This window comes from Lacrimispora amygdalina (genome assembly GCF_003432035.1).
Classification (GTDB): Bacteria; Bacillota; Clostridia; order Lachnospirales; family Lachnospiraceae; genus Lacrimispora; species Lacrimispora amygdalina.
In genome coordinates this window covers 89,195-109,463 of sequence record NZ_QOHO01000002.1, presented here as the reverse complement: position 1 = coordinate 109,463, position 20,269 = coordinate 89,195, and the positions used below count along the sequence as shown (strand labels likewise).

General features: G+C 41.6%; 14 protein-coding genes and 1 riboswitch. Of the genes, 12 read left to right on the top strand and 2 right to left on the bottom strand.

Annotation, left to right across the window (positions count from 1 at the left end):
* Positions 1–10: 10 nt before the first annotated feature.
* The 11 genes from DS742_RS00530 (at position 11) to DS742_RS00485 (ending at position 14,366) form a co-directional block, all read left to right on the top strand.
* The gene (locus tag DS742_RS00530) at positions 11–913 is read left to right on the top strand and encodes an ABC transporter permease subunit (protein ID WP_117415080.1); all 903 of its coding nucleotides are present in this window, start codon (positions 11–13) and stop codon (positions 911–913) included.
* A gap of 11 nt (positions 914–924) precedes the next feature.
* Positions 925–1,815, top strand: a complete 891-nt coding sequence (locus DS742_RS00525; protein ID WP_117415079.1) for a carbohydrate ABC transporter permease — start codon at positions 925–927, stop codon at positions 1,813–1,815.
* Positions 1,816–1,848: 33 nt separating this feature from the next.
* On the top strand, positions 1,849–3,636 hold the full coding sequence (locus DS742_RS00520; protein ID WP_147325713.1) for a type 2 periplasmic-binding domain-containing protein: 1,788 nt from the start codon (positions 1,849–1,851) through the stop codon (positions 3,634–3,636).
* Between the two features lie 23 nt (positions 3,637–3,659).
* Positions 3,660–5,075 carry a family 43 glycosylhydrolase gene (locus DS742_RS00515; RefSeq protein WP_117415077.1) on the top strand — a complete coding sequence of 472 codons (1,416 nt, stop codon included), beginning with the start codon at positions 3,660–3,662 and terminating at the stop codon, positions 5,073–5,075.
* A 16-nt stretch (positions 5,076–5,091) separates the two neighbouring features.
* The gene (locus DS742_RS00510) at positions 5,092–7,398 is read left to right on the top strand and encodes a glycoside hydrolase family 95 protein (RefSeq protein WP_117415076.1); all 2,307 of its coding nucleotides are present in this window, start codon (positions 5,092–5,094) and stop codon (positions 7,396–7,398) included.
* Between the two features lie 43 nt (positions 7,399–7,441).
* Positions 7,442–9,271 carry a glycoside hydrolase family 36 protein gene (locus DS742_RS00505; RefSeq protein WP_117415075.1) on the top strand — a complete coding sequence of 610 codons (1,830 nt, stop codon included), beginning with the start codon at positions 7,442–7,444 and terminating at the stop codon, positions 9,269–9,271.
* A gap of 49 nt (positions 9,272–9,320) precedes the next feature.
* Positions 9,321–9,480, top strand: a riboswitch (M-box (ykoK) riboswitch).
* Positions 9,481–9,958: 478 nt separating this feature from the next.
* A complete protein-coding gene (gene mgtA / locus DS742_RS00500) occupies positions 9,959–12,667 on the top strand; it encodes a magnesium-translocating P-type ATPase (RefSeq protein WP_117415074.1) in 2,709 nt (902 codons plus the stop codon).
* Positions 12,668–12,750: 83 nt separating this feature from the next.
* Complete coding sequence (locus tag DS742_RS00495; RefSeq protein WP_117415073.1) at positions 12,751–13,059, top strand: glutaredoxin domain-containing protein; 309 nt, start codon at positions 12,751–12,753, stop codon at positions 13,057–13,059.
* Between the two features lie 26 nt (positions 13,060–13,085).
* Positions 13,086–13,595 carry a flavin reductase family protein gene (locus tag DS742_RS00490; protein WP_117415072.1) on the top strand — a complete coding sequence of 170 codons (510 nt, stop codon included), beginning with the start codon at positions 13,086–13,088 and terminating at the stop codon, positions 13,593–13,595.
* 69 nt (positions 13,596–13,664) lie between these two features.
* On the top strand, positions 13,665–13,799 hold the full coding sequence (locus DS742_RS29720; protein ID WP_277407106.1) for a hypothetical protein: 135 nt from the start codon (positions 13,665–13,667) through the stop codon (positions 13,797–13,799).
* A 102-nt stretch (positions 13,800–13,901) separates the two neighbouring features.
* On the top strand, positions 13,902–14,366 hold the full coding sequence (locus DS742_RS00485) for a staygreen family protein (RefSeq protein WP_170313320.1): 465 nt from the start codon (positions 13,902–13,904) through the stop codon (positions 14,364–14,366).
* Positions 14,367–14,466: 100 nt separating this feature from the next.
* On the opposite strand, the gene DS742_RS00480 is transcribed toward DS742_RS00485, so the two are convergent.
* Complete coding sequence (locus tag DS742_RS00480; protein ID WP_117415070.1) at positions 14,467–15,234, bottom strand: hypothetical protein; 768 nt, start codon at positions 15,232–15,234, stop codon at positions 14,467–14,469.
* A 167-nt stretch (positions 15,235–15,401) separates the two neighbouring features.
* On the bottom strand, positions 15,402–15,890 hold the full coding sequence (locus tag DS742_RS00475; RefSeq protein WP_170313319.1) for a cell wall hydrolase: 489 nt from the start codon (positions 15,888–15,890) through the stop codon (positions 15,402–15,404).
* 200 nt (positions 15,891–16,090) lie between these two features.
* Here DS742_RS00475 and DS742_RS00470 point away from each other — a divergent pair, with 200 nt between their 5' ends.
* Positions 16,091–20,221 (top strand): DEAD/DEAH box helicase, encoded by a 4,131-nt coding sequence (locus DS742_RS00470; protein ID WP_117415068.1) that lies wholly within the window; start codon positions 16,091–16,093, stop codon positions 20,219–20,221.
* Positions 20,222–20,269: the final 48 nt, after the last annotated feature.

The following is a 20,269-nucleotide window of genomic DNA, read 5'->3' as shown; positions in this document are numbered from 1 at the left end:
AGGAAGTTTTATGAAATATTTCTCTGCACACTGGCAATTATATTTTATGATAGCACTGCCTTTAAGTGTATTACTGATTTTTGCTTATGGTCCCATGTACGGTGTTATACTTGCTTTTAAGAATTATAAGGTAAGCCTGGGAATATGGGATAGTCCATGGGCTGATAATTATGGATTTAATAATTTTATAAGATTCTTTAACAACTATAATTTTAAAGAATGTCTCCGCAATACCCTGGTGGTTTCCATTTATTCCATGGTGGTAAGCATACCTTGTTCCATATTTTTAGCACTTTCCTTAAATTATACTAAAAATATTCTATTTAAGAAAACAGCCCAGTTGATTACATATTGTCCGTATTTTATATCTACAATCGTATTTGTAGGAATCATAAATATAATCATGGACAACAGAACCGGCGTAATCGGAAGTGTACTTTATAATCATTTCGGAATTAATGTACTGGGCAGTGCCGGATTGTTTCCTTCTCTTTATGTTTGGACCGGTGTTTGGCAGGGGGTAGGTTTCGGTGCAATTATTTATATTGCTGCCCTGGCCGGTGTTGACATGGAGCAGCATGAAGCAGCCATTATCGACGGAGCCACTCTTTTACAGAGAATACGGTTTGTGGATATACCGGCAATTATACCTACGGTGGTTATTATGATGATTTTAAATATGGGAAGTTTACTAAATGTGGGATATGAGAAAGTTCTTGCCATGCAAAACCAGAATAACCTGGCTGCTTCCGAAATTATTACTACCTATTCTTATAAGGTATCATTGGTTTCCACTTTTCCGGATTATCCGTATTCTACCGCGATTGGATTGTTCCAGTCTCTGGTTGGATTATTTCTGATACTTGCCGCAAATAAAATTGCCAATAAAGTATCGGGAAATGGTTTTATGTAAAGGGGGAAATTATGAAGAGCAGAAGAATTACACAGGATAAGGTAGTTTATTTCATCAATTACATATTGCTGGCCCTGCTGTTACTTGTTGTGTTATATCCGATTGTCTATATTATCAGCTGCTCGTTCAGCAGCGGTAATGCGCTGACGACTGGAAAGGTTAAACTCTTTCCGGTAGGATTTACCCTGGACAGCTATGATACAGTTTTTAAATATAAATCAATCTGGACCGGGTTTAAAAATTCACTTACTTATACGGTCTGCGGTGCTTTAATCAGTATAATTCTGACGTTGTTTGCAGCATATCCCTTATCCAGGGAGGATTTCAGGGGAAGAAAAATATTTACAGGACTTTTTTTGTTTACCATGATGTTTTCCGGTGGATTAATACCCACCTTTATGTTGGTTAAGAACCTTAGGATGATCAATACCATGTGGGCGGTCATTCTGCCCGGTGCAGTCAGTGCCTATAATGTTATCGTTGCTAGAACATTTTTTGACCAGACGATTCCGAAAGAATTACTGGAAGCTTCAAAGATGGATGGCTGCTCTGATTTTAAATTCTTTTCAATGATAGTTATACCTTTGTCTAAACCAATCATAGCGGTTCTTAGTCTTTGGGTAACGGTTTCCTTATGGAATTCTTATTTTAACCCTATGATTTATATTAATTCTATAGATAAATACCCCTTACAGCTGGTACTTAGAAAAATCATTCTGATGTCCCAGGTGGATCTTTCTTCTGCCAATGTGGATCCGATGATGGCAGCAAAAAACCGGTATTTAAGTGAGATGCTAAAGTATGGGACAATTATTATCAGCAGTCTTCCCTTAATGATTGCCTATCCATTTGTACAGAAATACTTTGTAAAGGGTGTTATGATCGGTTCTGTTAAAGGTTGAATATGCAGTATATAAAGAATTAGGAGGAAAAGATTGAAAATGAGAAGGTTTTTTAACAAACGTACGGTATCAATAATTGCTTTAACAGCTATGGCAGTATCACTGTTGGGTGGTTGCAGGAACTCAGGCACGAAAACTTCCGCTGTCAAAACAGATGATGCAAAATCAGAAGCTTCGGAAGAACTGCTTCAATTCAAATCGGTTAAAGATGTGACTTTTCCACTGAAGCAAAAACTGGAATTAACTGTTTTTGTATATGCGACTGCTACAGGCGGCGGTACGTATCAGGATAATTATGTAACCGACTGGATTGAGCAGAAAACCAATATTCACTTGAATTATGTATATGATTTAGATGGTGATGATGCAAAAACCAAATTAAATCTTGTTATGACAGATTCTGCCAGCCTTCCGGATATCTTCCTGGCTACGAACTGGACGAAATCAGAAGTACAGTCTTATGGACAGCAGGGACTGATCCTGCCCCTAAATGACTATCTGAAAGATGCACCGAACTGGAATGCCAATAATGAAAAGAGCCCTGGCAGAAAAGCGGATCTTACGATGACCGACGGAAACATCTATACATATGGTGATGAGAATGAAAGCTTTCATAATATGTTCCAGAACAGAATGTGGATCTATATGCCCTGGGTAGATAAGCTCAATGATGGTAAGGTACCTCAGACCACAGATGAACTGTATGATTACATGAAAAAAATTAAAACCCAGGATCCGAATGGTAACGGTGCAGCAGATGAAATACCTATGACCGGTTATATTGGCGGCTGGGCAACCGATCCTACTGTCTGGATGATTAACTCCTTTGTACAGTGTAACAACCCGTTAAGCAATACGAACCCTACGGTAGCAGCCGGATTTGTGGTTAATAATGGAAAAATTGAATATAACGTAATGAAAGACCAGTATAAAGATGCACTTAAATACATGAATAAGCTTTATAAAGAAGGCTTACTGGATAATCAGACCTTTACTCAGGATAATACCCAGTTTGATTCTGCTTTAAATAATGCTGACCATCTGGTTGGATTATATGCAGATGGCGGTGTGAATGCAGACGGAGATAATTTCTGGGCTAAAAAACCTGGTGACTGGCAGAACTGGGCTTGCCTTGAACCCGTTGCAGGACCAGATGGGGTCAGACTGGCGGCCAGAAGTATTGCTACTTATTTTGGCTCTTCAATCGGAAGTATATCAGCAAATTGCAAATACCCTGTAATTGCAGCAGCACTATTTGATTTCATGGCATCAGAAGAAGCTTCCAATGTACAGGCATATGGACCGGAAGGCTTTGGCTGGGATTGGACAACTGAGGGAACTTCTTTGGGTGATGGTGTACCAAAATATGAAACACATACAATTCCGGATGATTTTGACTGGATTGGAAACGGATTTCCCAAAAATTATGCACATAAGGCCTACACTGCGGATGCTATGGTAAGATCCAGTGACATTGCCTACCGTTCTGCCTTAAAGATTGAAAATCCAGATCTGGATGTTGAGTATGTATTCCAGAAGGCAGCAGAAAAATATGAGAAATATTCGCCGGATATTAACACTCTGATTCCAAACTTGGCATTCGAAGGGGAAGACAGTCAGGCTGTTTCGGAATATACACTGACAATCGGTGGATATGTAAACCAGGCTACGGTTCAGTTCATCACCGGAAATCTGGATATTGACAAAGAGTGGGGCAATTATATCAGCAAATTAAAGGATATGGGAGTAGAGGACTATATCAAACGTTATCAGAAATGCTATGATGCATATATGAAAACAGAAGCAGGTAATAAGGGTTAAATAGTTATAAGGAGGTATTATTTATGAAAAAACAGGCCTTTAATCCGTATCTTCCTTCATGGGAATATATCCCTGACGGGGAACCTTATGTATTCGGAGACCGTATTTATGTATATGGATCTCATGACCGGTTCAGGGGCAATGCATATTGTTTAAATGATTATGTATGCTGGTCGGCTCCGGTAGATGATCTGGGTGACTGGAGATATGAAGGCGTGATTTATCCGAAGGTATCCGATCCCCTCAATAAGGACGGCAGCATGTGCTTATACGCACCGGATGTAACGTTAGGTCCCGACGGACGTTATTATCTTTATTATGTACTGGATAAAGTGAGCATCGTATCCGTTGCGGTGTGTGACGAACCGGCGGGAAGATATGAATTTTACGGATATGTACATTATGCGGACGGTACTCGTCTGGGAGAAAGAAAGGGTGACGAGCCGCAGTTTGATCCGGGGGTACTTACGGAAGGCGGCACAACCTATTTGTATACCGGATTCTGCGGCGTTGGGGACAGATTAAGGAGTGGTCCCATGGTTACGGTACTTGGACCTGATATGCTTACCATTGTGGAAGAACCTGTATTTATTGCCCCAAGCGAGCCCTTCAGTGAAGGAAGCTCCTTTATGGAACATGAATTTTTTGAAGCACCGTCTATCAGAAAAAGAGGAGATACTTATTATTTTATTTATTCCTCCATTGTCATGCATGAATTATGCTACGCAACCAGTAAATATCCTACTAAGGGTTTTGTATATGGTGGAGTAGTAAGCAGTAATTGTGATATGCACATTCATTCCTATAAACCGGCCAGGAAACCGATGTATTATGGGTCTAATAATCATGGGAGTATGGTTGAAATCAAAGGCCGGTGGTATATATTTTACCACCGGCATACGGATGGTACAAATTTCAGCAGGCAAGGCTGTGCGGAACCGATTGAGTTCCGGGAAGATGGATCGATCATACAGCCGGAGATGACCTCCTGCGGATTAAACGGGGGACCGTTGGCTGGAAGGGGAGAATATCCTGCTTATTTAGCCTGCAATCTTTTCTGCAAGGACGAAGAAATTTATACTCCCCTTGGAGGCCTGTGGATGGACAGCCGGTTCCCTAAAATAACACAGGATGGGAAAGACGGGGATGAGCAAGCAGGTTATATACAGAATATGCGTGATACGGCAACCGCCGGATTCAAATATTTTGACTGCCGGGGAATTAAAAGTGTTATAATTAAAGTACGCGGATACTGCAGTGGTCAGTTTGAGATAAAAACCTCCTGGGCTGGAAAAGCACTTGCAAGTATTCCGGTTGGTTATACCAATATATGGAAAGCGTATATGACAGATGTTGAAATTCCAGATGGGATTTGGCCAATTTATATTACTTATCGCGGAGAGGGCAGTGCATCGTTACAATCGTTTACTTTAATTTAGTCTGGGGGATATCCATATGAACAATCGTTTGCTATATGACAGACCGGTTCCATACCAAAGATTTAAATCTGACAGTGAAGAAATTTGGAATGAAGCAGCTCCCATTGGCAATGGAAACATGGGAGCTATGGTTTTTGGAGGAGTTCAGGCAGAGAAATTACAGCTGAATGAGGATACCATCTGGTATGGGAACGGGGGAAGAAACCGAGTGAATCCGGAAGCGAAAGACAATTATCTTAAGATTCGCCGGTTACTGTCAGACGGCATGGTTTCAGATGCTCAGAAGCTTGCCAGTGATACGATGATGCCGATTCCTGACCAGCAGCGAAATTACAGTACCGCCGGTGAAATCTTTTTTGAGTTCCATGAGGATAAAGAAGAATTTAAGAATTACATAAGATGCCTTGATTTAAATCAGGCAATTGTTACCATGGAATACGAGATTGGCGGGAGGCAGTACAAAAGAGAATATTTTGCAAGTGCCGTACATCAGGTAATTGCCCTCCATCAGGAGAGCAAAGATGAAGAAAAGGTAAATGGGTGCCTGACCTTAACATTTTTCCGCAGTAATGTGGAAAAAATTGAAAAAATCTCCGAACACATCCTGTCCATGACGGTAAAGGAAGGTGCAAATGGGTGCTGTTATTGTATAATGGCTGCAGTTAAGAATAAAGGCGGTACCGTGGAGATACACAGAGACCAGATCCGCGTGAATGAAGCAGATTCCTTTACTGTCTATCTGTCAATCCGGAGTGATTTCTATAAAGAAGAACCGTCCGGCTGGTGCAGAAAAAAGCTGGAGTCCGTACTTAAGCTGCCTTATGAGTTCGTAAAGTCGGAGCATATAAAGGAGTACCAAAGCTATTTTAATCGTGTTCAATTCTCGTTAGGTCAGGATACTGAAAAAGCGGAAAGACCGATTCCTGAAAGACTAAAAGCCATGCAGCAGGGAGAACAGGATCTGGAGCTGATTGCAGCGTATTACCAGTTTGGCAGATATTTGTTGATTTCAAGCAGCAGACCGTGGTCACAGCCGGCTAATTTACAGGGCATCTGGAACCGTAATGAGCATCCGGCCTGGGGCAGTAAATATACAATTAATATTAATACGGAAATGAATTACTGGCCGGCAGAAAGCTGCAATTTATCGGAATGCCACCTTCCGCTGTTCGGATTAATCCGCAGAATGCTGCCATTTGGTCAGAAGGTTGCAAGGGATATGTACGGTCTGTCCGGTTTTGTTGCCCACCATAATACCGATTTGTTCGGAGACTGCGCTCCCCAGGATACAGTGATGCCGTCTACGATCTGGCCTATGGGAGCAGCCTGGCTTTGCACCCATATCTGGAAGCATTATGAATATACCCTGGATCAGAAATTTCTGAGAGAAAATATAGATTTAATGAAAGAAGCCAGTCTTTTTATATCGGAGTACCTCTTTGAAAACCATGAGGGGAAACTGATAACAGGACCTTCCATATCACCGGAAAACACTTATCTCCATCAAAGCGGTCAGGAGGGGCAGCTTTGTATCGGTCCGACCATGGATACCGAGATTATCAGGGACCTGTTGGAGGCTTGTATCAAAGGGGCAGAGATTACCGGCTGCGAGGATGAATTGACAAATAAGCTGAGAGCAATTTTACCTCGTCTGCCGGAACTGTCTGTGGGTAAATACGGACAGTTAATGGAATGGGCGGAAGACTATGAGGAAATGGAACCCGGCCACCGTCATATCTCTCATCTGTATGCGCTGTATCCGTCTGAGCAGATAACTTATGAAAGAACTCCGGAATTAATGGAGGCTGCAAGGGTGACCTTAGAAAGACGTCTTAAAAACGGCGGCGGTCATACCGGATGGTCAAGAGCATGGATTATTACCATGTGGGCCAGACTCAGGGACGGTGAAAAAGCAGGAGAGAATATCAGGGATCTGCTGACAAAATCAACCTATCCCAATCTTTTTGACTGTCATCCTCCGTTTCAAATTGACGGAAATTTCGGGGGGACGGCAGGAATTGCGGAAATGTTACTGCAATGCATAAACGGTGAGCTTACGTTTCTGCCCGCATTGCCGAAAACCTGGGACTGCGGACATATAAGCGGACTAAAAGCCAAAGGTGCCATAACCGTTTCCTTTACCTGGAAGGACGGAGAGGTTATTTCCGGCAGTATTCTTGCAGAAAAAGGCGGCAGGTGCTTATTTTTAAAGCCTGACAGCATTACAAAGATCGTTTCGGAACAAAAGGTAAACATTACTTATGAAGGGCAGAAGGCAGTTTGTTACGGTGAGGGTGTTTATGAAATACAGCTCTTAGCATAAATTTGAAACAGATCAGTAAAAGTCTATATGAGGAGCATTAGCAATGGAATATTATGTAGAACTGAAACTAAGAAAAGATGCTTATAACGGAGGGTTTTCCAATGGCCTGACCTTATGCGGAAGTGAATCCACAAGAGGACTTGAAAGAATTCTTAAAAAGGATGACACAATTGTTTATAAAAACAGTACCGGTCAGTATGTAACACTGGATATGGTTAAGAATAACGATACCGTTGAGGTCAGCACTATATTTGAGAACAAAGGTACTGAAAGTACAACGTTAGAAATGCTCTCATCTTTTGCTCTTAAGGGAATAAAAGCGGATAAAATCCACAGACTGCAATCCTTTTGGAGTGCGGAAGGAAAACTGAGGACAGAAACAATTGAGGAACTGCACTTAGAACCTTCCTGGAACAGATGCGGTATGCGGGTTGAGAAATTTGGCAATTTGGGATCTATGCCGGTGCGGAAGTATTTTCCTTTTATAGCGTTGGAAAACAGTGAAACACAGGAGTTTACGGCGGTTCAGTTATACATCCCATTCTCCTGGCAGATTGAGATCCTGTGCAAAGAGGATGAAACTCTGTCACTTGTGGGTGGTATTGCAGACCGGGACTTTGGACACTGGTTTAAGACTATTGCACCCGGGGAAACCTTTACTGCCCCCAAAGCGGTTATTGCCCGGGGAAGTTCCCTCTATGATGTGTGTGATAAACTGGTGAAGGCACAAAAGCCTGAGATATCCGGACTGGATCAGGATATGGGTATCATGTTTAATGAATATTGCACTACCTGGGGTAACCCAAGCCTTGAAAACATCAGCAAAATCTGTAATAAGTTAAAGAACAAGGCGGTTAAGTATCTGGTAATTGATTCCGGCTGGTATGGAAAAAATGAGGGCTGGTGGGCCAGCATCGGGGACTGGGATGTCAATTATGAAAAGTTCCCGGGCGGCTTAAAAAAAGCTGCGGATTATATCAGGAAATGCGGGATGATCCCCGGTCTCTGGTTTGAACCGGAATCCGTGGGCAGACTGTCAAAACACTGGGACAATACGGAGCATTTACTGAAAAAAGATGGTGTCGTGCTTACTGTGGGCGATAAACGCTTTTGGGATATGTCCGATCCCTGGGTTATGGAGTATTTAAATAATGCGGTTATAAAAACCCTGAAAGAATGCGGATTTGGCTATATTAAAATTGATTATAACGATACCATCGGCATTGGCTGTGACGGGGCAGAAAGTCTTGGAGAGGGATTAAGGCAGAAAGTCATGGCAACCCAGGAATTTTTCAAAAAAATAAAAAGGGAGATTCCGGATATTGTGATTGAAAACTGTTCCAGTGGTGGACACAGGCTGGAGCCATCCATGATGGAACTGGTATCCCAGGCAAGCTTTTCTGATGCCCATGAAACCACCGCCATACCCATTATTGCAGCAAATATGCATAGAGTAATAAAACCGTCCCAAAGTCAGATTTGGGCAGTTATGCGTGGCGATGACAGCAATAATAGAATCTACTATTCCATGATCAGTACTTTTTTTGGCAGAATGTGCTTAAGTGGTGATATCTATGATCTGACTGAAAAACAGTGGGAAGTCATTGAGGCGGGAATGGAATTTTATAAAGAAGCAGCTGATATCATAAAATATGGAAAAACAATAAAATATGAAAACACTACAAAAAGCTATAATAAACCCCAGGGAGAACAGCTTGTTATCCGGGAATTTTGCAATAAACAGTTAGTGATCGCCCATAGATTTGAGAATTCCAGAGAAATCAGCCTTGATTTCCTGCAGAATAAAAAAATTATGAAAGAATATGGGCTTATCGATGGTGATTTTACTGCTAAGGCCTGGATTATAGGATAAATAAGCGATTTAGGGGTTGACAAACGTCAAGAATTGAACTAGTATAAAGACGAATATTCGGTAGGTGAGGCTACTACAGGGATACGGGCTGTTGCCGCAGAGTTGTGGAGACACAATGAGATGGTTTGAACAGGCTGCATCGACATTAAGGTGCAGCATAATACAGTTACATTGCCCTGTAAAGCTAAAACTCATACGAAAATATAAGAAAATGTAATTACATTCTCGTATATTCTTTCCGAATATACGGGAATTTTTTATTTTAAATTTTAAAAAGAAAGGATGTGCCTGTTTTGGATAGTGGTAATTGTCACAGTTGTATGAAACGGATGATGGCAGTATATGATATCGGTGACAGGCAGTCTTTGCCTGTTACTTAGTTGTGCTGTTCAGCCAGATATTACGGCCATCATTCTCAAAAACACGTTTTTTGATAATGGTGGTTTTTTTGTGCCCATTTTTGGGTTATTTAATATCAGGCTTTATAATAAAGAGGATTATTTTTGAAAGTGAGGTGAGGAGAATGGATGCAGACGGAAGTAGCGGCGCGGCCCCCGGGAAGCGAAGCAGCAGGAGTGATTTGGATGGAGATATACACTTGTCTGCTCCAGGCTCCTGAACCAAATACGCTTCTCATGGCTGCCATAATTTTTGAAATTACAAAATATAATTATGGAGGTAGAAACCATGAAGAAGATTTTTTTAAACAGAGAAAGGAATGGGAGGCTTTTGGCCGATCATTCCCGTTACAATGCAACAAAACAGAGACTGATTCAGGCTGCTGATGAAAATACAAAACAGGTGTTGAATGCATTGGGAACCTTTGAGGACGGTCTCACAGAGGAAATGGCAGAGGAATCCAGAGAAACCTTTGGAAACAATGTGATCACTCATGGAAAGAAAGACTCCATATGGAAACGGATCTGGGCAGCATTTGTCAATCCATTTACTTCAATCCTGTTCCTCCTGACGGTAGTCTCTGTTTTTACCGATATTATTTATGCAGAACCCCAGAATAAAAGCTATACAACCGTTATCATTATCACGACCATGGTAATGATCTCCGGGATTCTCCGTTTTGTACAGGAAACAAGAAGCGGCAACGCTGCAGCCAACCTTTCCCAGATGATTCACACCACCACCTGTGTGGAGCGAAAGGAAGCCGGCAGGCAGGAGATTCCCTTAGAGGATGTGGTTGTGGGTGATATTTTACATCTCTCAGCAGGAGATATGGTGCCTGCAGATGTACGGATTCTCAGCTCCAAGGACTTATTTGTGAGTCAGTCTGCACTGACTGGAGAAAGTGAGCCGGTGGAGAAGCTTGCTGTAAATCATGCAGATACCAAGGTGCTCACTGAGATTACGGACCTGGCGTTTATGGGAACCAATGTGATCAGTGGAAGCGCAAAAGCAGTTGCAGTTGCAGTGGGAAATGATACCGTGCTTGGAACGGTTGCTAAGGAATTGACGGTGAAACCGCCAATGACTGGTTTTGAACGGGGAGTGAATTCAGTCTCCTGGGTACTGATCCGTTTCATGCTCATTATGGTACCCATTGTACTTTTTATTAATGGATTTACCAAAGGTGACTGGCTGGATGCCACACTCTTTGCCATCTCCATAGCAGTGGGGCTGACCCCCGAAATGCTGCCTATGATTGTAACCACATCTCTTGCCCGGGGAGCGGTTGCCATGAGCAGAAAAAAGGTGATTATTAAAAACTTAAATGCAATACAGAATTTAGGCTCCATAGACATTCTCTGTACGGATAAAACCGGAACACTGACTCAGGATAAGGTGGTTTTGGAATATCATCTTGATATCCATGGAAATGAAGATGACAGAGTTCTCCGTCATGCATTCTTAAACAGCTATTATCAGACAGGGCTTAAAAATCTTATTGATCTGGCAATTATTTCAAAGAACCGTGAGCTTGAGAATGGTCATCTTGAAACTGGATATACAAAGGTGGATGAGATTCCCTTTGATTTCAACCGACGCCGTATGAGTGTAGTGGTATCGGATTTAAACGGTAAGACCCAGCTGATCACAAAAGGAGCTGTGGAAGAAATGCTTAAATGCTGCTCCTTTGCAGAATATAATGGTAATGTTGAGCCGCTTACAGACGAGATCCGTGAATTTATTTTATCAAAATCCAATGAGCTCAATGCCGATGGAATGCGTGTAATAGCAGTGGCTCACAAGACAAATCCGGCACCGGAAGGCCAGTTTTCTGTCTCCGATGAGACGGATATGGTGCTGATCGGATATCTGGCTTTTTTAGATCCGCCCAAAGAAACCACTGCCCAGGCAATCAAAGCTCTTTATGAGCATGGTGTGGATGTTAAAATACTGACTGGTGATAATGAAAATGTTACCTGCTGTATCTGCAGACAGGTGGGACTTCCGGTCAATGAGCTTCTTCTTGGTTCTGAGATTGATGATCTGGATGACAAAACGCTGTCAGAAAAGGCCGGGAGCATGACTGTTTTTGCTAAATTATCACCTGCCCAGAAAGCCAGAGTGGTAAGAGTTCTAAGAGAGAATGGCCATATGGTGGGCTACATGGGGGATGGAATTAATGACGCTTCCGCCATGAAGGCATCGGATGTGGGCATCTCGGTTGATACTGCGGTGGATATTGCCAAAGAATCGGCAGATGTGATTCTTCTTGATAAGGATTTAATGGTTCTGGAATCGGGAATTGTAGAAGGCAGAAAGACCTATGCCAATATGATAAAGTATATAAAGATGACGGCTTCCTCCAACTTCGGAAATATGTTTTCCGTACTGGCAGCCAGTGCATTCCTTCCCTTTCTTCCCATGGCATCCATTCATTTAATCTTATTGAATCTGATTTATGATATTTCCTGCACGGCGATTCCATGGGATAATGTTGACAGGGAATATCTATTAAAGCCGAGGAAATGGGATGCATCTTCAGTGAGACGTTTTATGGTCTGGTTAGGACCTGCCAGTTCTGTTTTTGACATAGCCACTTATTTACTGATGTATTTTGTCATCTGTCCGGCAGTATGCGGCGGATTGCTGTTTCATCAGATAACGGATCCGGCAATGCAGGCGCTCTATATCGCAACGTTTCAGGCGGGCTGGTTTATCGAATCCATGTGGAGCCAGTCATTGGTCATTCATATGATCAGAACACCTAAAATACCATTTATTCAGAGCTGGGCTTCCAAACAGGTGGTTTGCCTTTCGTTTGCAGGGATTGCAGTTCTTACCATGATCCCATTCACTCCTATAGCACAGGCATTAAAGCTGGCGAGGCTGCCTGGAATCTATTTTGCATGGCTGGCACTGATTGTAGTCTGCTATATGGTGCTTGCCACTGTTTTAAAAACAGTCTATATAAAACGGTACGGAGAATTGCTGTAAAAAAATAAGAAAAGAAACCGGATTATATGGTATACTGATCTCATCAAAGATTACGACTGTATGAGATAGAAAGGGAGATCCATATGAAAATCATTATGTATGGGACAGAAATCTGTCCGGATTGTGTAGCAGCAAAGGCTCAGCTGGGAGAACTTACCGCAGTTGAGCTGGATTACAGAAATATTACTAAGAACACTGCAACATTAAAAGAATTTCTCAGCCACCGGGATCATGATGAGATGTTTAAACCGGTTAAGGAAGAAGGCAGAATCGGAATTCCTTTCTTTATTCTGGAAGATGGGACTCAGACTTTTGATATCGCTGATTTTATCGATGATGTCAAAGCCCAACCGGTTCAGAATGCCTGTTCCATTGATGGAAAAGGGTGCTGATTAACAATTATATCAGGAGGTAATTTATGAACACGTTTCAAATCATTACTGCAAAAGAGTTTGATTACAATCCATTTCAGTTAATTGGGGATGAATGGATGCTGATTACAGCTGAAAAAGACGGGAAGGTAAATACCATGACGGCTTCCTGGGGCGGACTTGGGATTTTATGGAGCAGAAGTGTTGCCTATGCTGTCATCAGACAAAGCCGATTTACAAAAGAATTTGTTGACGGTGCAGATCATTTTTCCCTCTCGTTTCTGGATCATAAAGCATATGCAAAAGAACTGGGATATTTAGGCAGCGTATCAGGAAGAGACGAAGATAAGATAAAAAAGGTTGGAGTAACAGTAAATCATGAAGATGGTGTGCCTTTCATTGATGAAGCGTCCAAAGTTTTAATCTGTGAGAAACTCTTTGTAACAGACATGAAACCGGAGAACTTTGTAATTCCTGAAATCGACACCAAATTTTATGCAGATAAAGATTATCATCATCTGTATATTGGAGGCATTACAAAGATACTGAGCAGATAAATGACCGGCGGGCATACATAGGATTCTGAAAATGACACATCCTAATTAAAAAATGAAAGGAGCCTGTTTATGCCAAAAGACAGTCAGCCGGATAATAAGGAAGCCAGAATGGAAAAATGCAATGGTCAGACGCCTCTTACAAGAGAGAATCAGAATAAGAATAAAAATGCCAAGCGTAAGTCCATTAAGCACAATGATGTCTAGTAAGCAAGCCCCGGAGCTCACACCTCCGGGGCTTTTTTTGTGGGCTGGCTAAATATTTATCACAAATTTATGTGTTTATGCATACCATAAATGAGACTGTTGATGAAAGAGGTTTATAAGGTGAAAAAGCTTAATTCTCAAAAGGTATTTGTACAATACCGGGATATAATGGAACCATACGGGCCTGTTAAGGGCAGATTATATACGATTACACACTCAGATATAACCGCAGAACTGTTTGTGTTTGTTGCCCCTGAGTATGCAGAGGATCAATTTACCAAAATGCATGACGAGGTGAAAATTGCCTGGGAATTATATAATGAAGGAGTTGCTTTAATTGGCTCTGTGATTGTTGATGGTGAGGGTGTAACCGGAGATCCATCCATAAGAAATAAGATATTCTATAACGAAATGCCTACTGCACTTCAGGCATTACGACAGGCTGACAGATTTTTGTTTGAAAAAGAACCTGATCTGGATCATGCACCAGTGTATATTCAATTTATCTCAGGCAATCCTGAATATAACAAAACATATGATTTTGGAGTAATTGGCATGTATCAGTAAAAATCAGCTGTGATGTTTGATCAATCGGCTAAAATCGGGGCTGGAGCACTAAGTAATCTAGCGCGACAGCCCCTTTCTTAAACCCCCTCTGGGTTAATAGTTATTTTTCTACTTTTATATTATCCAAAATGAATGATTTATCTTCATTGATTACAACATCAGCTTTTATGGTCCCAATATATTGTGGTGTAACAATATTAGTGAAATAAGCTTCTATTCCTAAAGTTATATTTATTCCACTATCAAAAGAAAATGATACATTGTTACCATAAGAAATTTTTTCAAAATTCCAATTCGAATCATTAAAGTTATTAAGATCAATGTCATATAAATCTTTATTATTAATAATTATATCTAAAACATTGTCACTCTGTAATTTGTAGTTAATTGCTTCATTTAATTGTTTTTTATAATTATCCGCCGAAAAATTCATAATATTTAAAGAATTCTTAGAGTCCTGGTAAAAACCATATAAATCTTCAATATACACCTCAGATCCTGATTCAGTATTAAAAGAGCATAATATGATATCCTGTTGACCAATTTGAATTACTTTTAATTTAGGAAGAACAAACATCGGTGTCATATATTTGATGTCATAATTTTTTAACTCATTTCCATATCTTACTATGATACCTTTATAATTATCAGTATTATCATTCATGCCATATACATAAAAATTCTTTTCTGGAATTTCAGCTAATAAAGGATATTTAGATTTTTTAAATGTATCTTCATTTGTAATATTCTTATCTAATTTGTCAATACTTAACTCTTTATTGGCTTGATGTTTGTTTAAATATAATATGACTATTCCAGCTAATATAACTGCTATTCCAAAATAAATATACTTTCTTTTAACGTTCATACTTAATTCCCCTCGTAGATAATTTAACTACTATAATAGTTTATGCACAAAGTTTTGTCAACTTGTTGAAACTAATGCTCTATTAATATATGATTGCAACGATTGTTTTATTAACAGAAAAATAAGCTCTAACTGAAAATGTCAGCCAGAGCTTACTTTTCTATTAATTAATAACCTTGAACTTTAAAAAAAGTATGTCCTCCAATAACCTTTTTTTCCGTAACTTTAACATAATCTCTACCATTAAAGGTATATGATTCTGTTGAACCTGATTTTTTGATTTTGTTTTTGTATAAGCTATTTGTGACAAACCAAAGACAAGTTCCTATAGGATTTACAATGCTATCCGGATTTAAGAAAAATTTTTGTGCTAATTCTAAGCATTCTTTCCAAGCAGTTGAGTTTATATCAGGCTTTAATGCAGATTCTGTTGTCATTCCTTCAAATGAATATTTTTTTAGTATTACTCCCGAATATGAATTTCCACCAAATTCGGATGAGTTTTTAGCCATTCTGTTTCTAACTACATAGCCGCAACCTCTTCTGCCTTGATCTGATTCACCCCTTGCTTCTGAATAGAGCATACGTGCAATAAGATCTGTTTGACTCCTGTCTTTTAAATCATTCGTACTGTTTAATGGATCTCCGTAACCCATAATTAATTCCTCCTTTATTATAATCAACATTGTTTTATAACCGGTTATGTTTAATAAAAAGGAATTAAATTCTTATTTGTAAACATTGACTTTAAATTAACTACCTTTGTGTTATTTGTTATTTCATAAATTGACAGGTTACATACCATTATTTATAATAAAACAATACAGCAATGAAATATTAAAAAACGGAGGCGTCTATGTCAGATCATTCCATGGAACTTTTTCAAACAGATACCAGACACTGGTTTGAACGTGCTCTTGGTACCCCTACCCTGGTTCAGAAACAGGCATGGCCTGAAATTGCAGCAGGCAGGCACACGCTTGTTTCTGCCCCTACCGGAACGGGTAAGACACTGACGGCGTTTTTGATATTTCTTGACAGGTTTTTAAACGAAGCAGCAGGCGGGCAGTTAAAACAGGAAGTGCAGCTGATTTATATCTCTCCTTTAAAATCTCTGGCTGGTGACATCAGGGAAAATCTCCGCCGGCCGCTGGAAGGAATTGTGGAGGAGAGAAAAAAGTCAGGGAATTATAACTTTCAGGAACTTTCCGTGGGAATCCGAACCGGTGATACCACACAAAAAGAGCGGAACCAGATGATTAAAAAACCTCCCCACATTCTCATAACAACTCCGGAATCCTTCTATCTGATGCTGACCAGTAAATCAGGACAGAAAATCTTAAAGACAGCAAAAGCGCTGATTATCGATGAGCTGCATGTGATGATTGACACCAAAAGAGGAGCGCATTTAATGCTTTCTGCAGCCAGACTGGACAAGCTTTGCAGTAAGCCTTTGCAGCGGATCGGATTATCCGCTACCATTGAACCTCTTAATCTTGCAGCCAATTACCTGGCTCCGGGAGAGGTTTCCATTGTGGCGCCTAAGATGAACAAGGAGATACGGATTGAAATAAAAAGTCCATTTTCAGACGGAGGTATTCAGGGGAAGGATTCTGTCTGGAAAGACATTGCAAAAACCATATATTCTTATATAGGAGGAACAGGCAGCTCTCTGGCATTTGTGGAAGGACGGGCATATGCAGAAAAGCTTGCCCATTTCATTAACGAGTTAGGCGGAGAAGGTTTCGCCCGCACCCATCACGGGAGTTTATCAAAGGAACAGCGTTTGGAAGTGGAGCAGGCACTGCGTAATGGTTCTTTGAAACTTCTTTGTACCACTTCCTCCATGGAACTTGGAATTGACGTAGGAGAAATCAAACAGGTATTTCAGGTTGGCTGCCCCCGCTCAGTCTCCAGCACTATGCAGCGGCTGGGCCGTGCCGGGCATAATCCCGGGCGTGTCAGCGTCATGTATATGTTTCCCAGAGAGGCTTCGGAAGGCTTATTTTGCGGATTTACCGCAGAAGCGGCCAGAAACGGGAAGATAGAATATGCCAGACCGCCCAGACTATGTCTGGATGTACTTGCCCAGCATCTGGTATCCATGGCATGTACCCAGGAATTCGGGGTGGAAGATGTGATGGGTATTTTAGCCCGGGCTTATCCATTTTATGAGGTAACAGCAGAGGATGTAAAAGATGTTTTGCGAATGCTCGCAGGTGATTATGAGCATGAACAGGATATTCCGGTAAGACCCCGTATTATTTACGACCGGATTCATGACCGGATCAGCGGGGATGCTTACAGCCGTATGCTGGCAGTCAGTGCAGGTGGAACCATTCCTGACAGAGGTCTTTATACGGTCCGGTCAGAGAGCGGAGTCAGACTGGGAGAGCTTGATGAGGAGTTTGTCTTTGAAAGCAGAATCGGGGATCGGTTTTTACTTGGTACTTTCGCATGGCAGATTGTCAGTATCATGCGGGATACGGTGATCGTATCACAGGCAAATCCTTCCGGCGCCAGGCTTCCCTTCTGGCATGGAGATATTAAGGGACGAAAACTTGGGACCGGACTTGCATTCGGGGAGATTTACCGCAGATTTAATGAGTCCGGCAGTACAGAAGCCCTATATCAAGAATTAACAAAGCTTGGCTTAGATGAAGTGACAGGAGAGCGTGCCCTGGATTATCTGCTCAGTCAGCAGAAAAGTACGGGAATTCTTCCGGATGACAGAACCATACTGGTAGAGCACTTTATGGATGAAAACAGCAATCATCAGATGATGGTTCATTCTGTATTTGGACGTCAGATCAATGAACCCCTGTCTCTTCTTGTGACTGAAGCAGCAAAGCTTCATATGGAGACTACCATAAACTGCACGGCAGATGACGATGGTTTTTTATTGTTTCCTTATGATGGAACCACTTTGCCTGATGGACTTATTTATGAAGTATCTCCTCAAAAGGCAGATGCCGTTGTCGCTGCATTACTTCCGGCGACCCCTTTATTTAACATGAATTTCCGTTACAATGCCGCCAGGGCGCTGCTTATGGGAGTAAGAAATCAAAAGCGTCAGCCGCTCTGGATCCAGCGAATGAAAAGTGCACAGATGCTGTCTGGCCTTGTAAAAGAGGAAACCCATCCCATACTAAGAGAGACAAAGCGGGAATGTCTGGAGGACTTTTGGGATTTAAAGGGACTGCAATCCATTTTATTTGAGATACAATCAGGAAACATCCAGATACGGGAAATGTACTTGGAGACACCTTCCCCCATGTCACTGCCTTTAAGGCGCCAGACAGAAGCTTCCATGATGTATGATTATGCTCCCACGACTCAGAGCATCCATGAGACGGTGAAGGAGGCGGTTCATGAAGCGGCCAACAAAATCACTCCCGAGCCTGAGCATCTGGCCCGTGTTTCTCAGAGAATACATCTTCCCGAAGATGAGGAACAGCTTCATACGCTTCTTATGATAGAAGGGGATATGGAAGCAGGAGAACTTGATATTCCTATTGAATGGCTGGAGTCCCTGGCTTTTAAGGGAAGGGCACTCTACGTAGAACCCGGCTTATGGATTGCGGCAGAGCATGCCGATGAATATGAAAATGCTCTGATAAAGGGACAGAAGAATGCAGGAAAACGCCTTGTCCAAAGAATGCTTAAGTATCGGGGAGCAAAAACATTAGAACAGACAGCTGAACGGTATTTATGGTCAGAGGAAAAGGCACTTGATATTTTAACTGCTTTGTGTGACCAGAGGAAAGTAATTTTACAGGATGACGTTTATTATCACGCAGACCTTTATGACAGAGCCAGAAATGAGACAATTAAAAACAGAAGAAAGCAGATCACCACCCTTCCTTCCGGGTGTTATGCCGCTCTTATGGCAATGCGCCTTCGGATAACCGCATCCCCCCTTGAACAGCTTCAAACTGCATTGGAAGGACTACTGGATCAGCCCTTTTATGTAGATCTGTGGGAGAATGTACTTTTGCCTGCGCGGGTGGGAAACTATCGCCCGGAACTTATGGATTCGCTGCTATCAGCGGGTAAAGTATTCTGGCAGCTGGAAAACGGTTCTGACCTTACGTTCCATCAGACTGCTGATATTGACTGGAGTGCAGATTTATCCGTAGTCCATGAACAGCTGGAGGGGGAGGAAAAAGCCGTATATGGTGCCCTGTTAAAACATGGTGCAAGTTTCATGCAGAGATTGGAAGAAATCATAGGGGGATCGCCTTATGAAGCCTTGTTTTCACTGGCAGAAAAAGGGCTTGTAAGTGCAGACAGCCTGATTCCGGTCAGGCAGCTTATGAACCGGGATAAATGGAACAAGGGAACTGTTCGCCAGCGGGTAAATGCCAGGACAAAAGTTTTATTAACCGGCAGATGGGAAGCAGTACGTCCGAGGAAGGAAGCAACCGTTGAACAACTGCTTGACCGTAACTTTGACAGAACCGTGATTGTGTGCAGGGAGACAATCAAAGGTCTGACCTGGAGTGCGGCACTGGAGACACTGCGGATCTGGGAATATACTGGCAGGGTGCGGAGGGGGTATTTTATTGAAGGCCTGTCAGGAATTCAATTTATCCGGGATAAAAATTATGCTGGAACCATGGTAAGTCTTTCAAATCCCGGCAAAGAAGTAATCTGGTTAAGCGGGGCTGATCCAGCCCAGCTGTGGGGGAAAGTATTAAAGCATAAGGAAGGAAAATCATTTCTGAATGTCCAGGGAACTGCAGTAGCATTATGGAAAGGAATACCAGCAGCCATTTTTGAACGCCAGGGAAAAGTCCTAAAGATATTTGATATGGATTGTGCAGGGGATGCGCTTAAGGTGTTTGTTAAGGAATTTATGGGACATAGGATATACCCTTTCCGAAACAGAATTGTAATAAAAGAGTACCCGGAGGAAGCTGAAAATTTGCTTCGTCAGGCAGGTTTTCGCCGCGAGCTGCAGGATTATGTTCTGTATTGCCTCTAGAGACATGGAAACCGTAAGGGGATCATAGATTTAAAAATAATGATATGA

Coding starts and splice junctions, on each gene's coding strand:
- DS742_RS00530 (WP_117415080.1), top strand. CDS start 11: ATGAAATATTTCTCTGCACACTGGCAATTATATTTTATGATAGCACTG.
- DS742_RS00525 (WP_117415079.1), top strand. CDS start 925: ATGAAGAGCAGAAGAATTACACAGGATAAGGTAGTTTATTTCATCAAT.
- DS742_RS00515 (WP_117415077.1), top strand. CDS start 3,660: ATGAAAAAACAGGCCTTTAATCCGTATCTTCCTTCATGGGAATATATC.
- DS742_RS00510 (WP_117415076.1), top strand. CDS start 5,092: ATGAACAATCGTTTGCTATATGACAGACCGGTTCCATACCAAAGATTT.
- DS742_RS00505 (WP_117415075.1), top strand. CDS start 7,442: ATGGAATATTATGTAGAACTGAAACTAAGAAAAGATGCTTATAACGGA.
- mgtA (WP_117415074.1), top strand. CDS start 9,959: ATGAAGAAGATTTTTTTAAACAGAGAAAGGAATGGGAGGCTTTTGGCC.
- DS742_RS00495 (WP_117415073.1), top strand. CDS start 12,751: ATGAAAATCATTATGTATGGGACAGAAATCTGTCCGGATTGTGTAGCA.
- DS742_RS00490 (WP_117415072.1), top strand. CDS start 13,086: ATGAACACGTTTCAAATCATTACTGCAAAAGAGTTTGATTACAATCCA.
- DS742_RS29720 (WP_277407106.1), top strand. CDS start 13,665: ATGCCAAAAGACAGTCAGCCGGATAATAAGGAAGCCAGAATGGAAAAA.
- DS742_RS00485 (WP_170313320.1), top strand. CDS start 13,902: ATGAAAGAGGTTTATAAGGTGAAAAAGCTTAATTCTCAAAAGGTATTT.
- DS742_RS00480 (WP_117415070.1), bottom strand. CDS start 15,234: ATGAACGTTAAAAGAAAGTATATTTATTTTGGAATAGCAGTTATATTA.
- DS742_RS00475 (WP_170313319.1), bottom strand. CDS start 15,890: ATGGGTTACGGAGATCCATTAAACAGTACGAATGATTTAAAAGACAGG.
- DS742_RS00470 (WP_117415068.1), top strand. CDS start 16,091: ATGTCAGATCATTCCATGGAACTTTTTCAAACAGATACCAGACACTGG.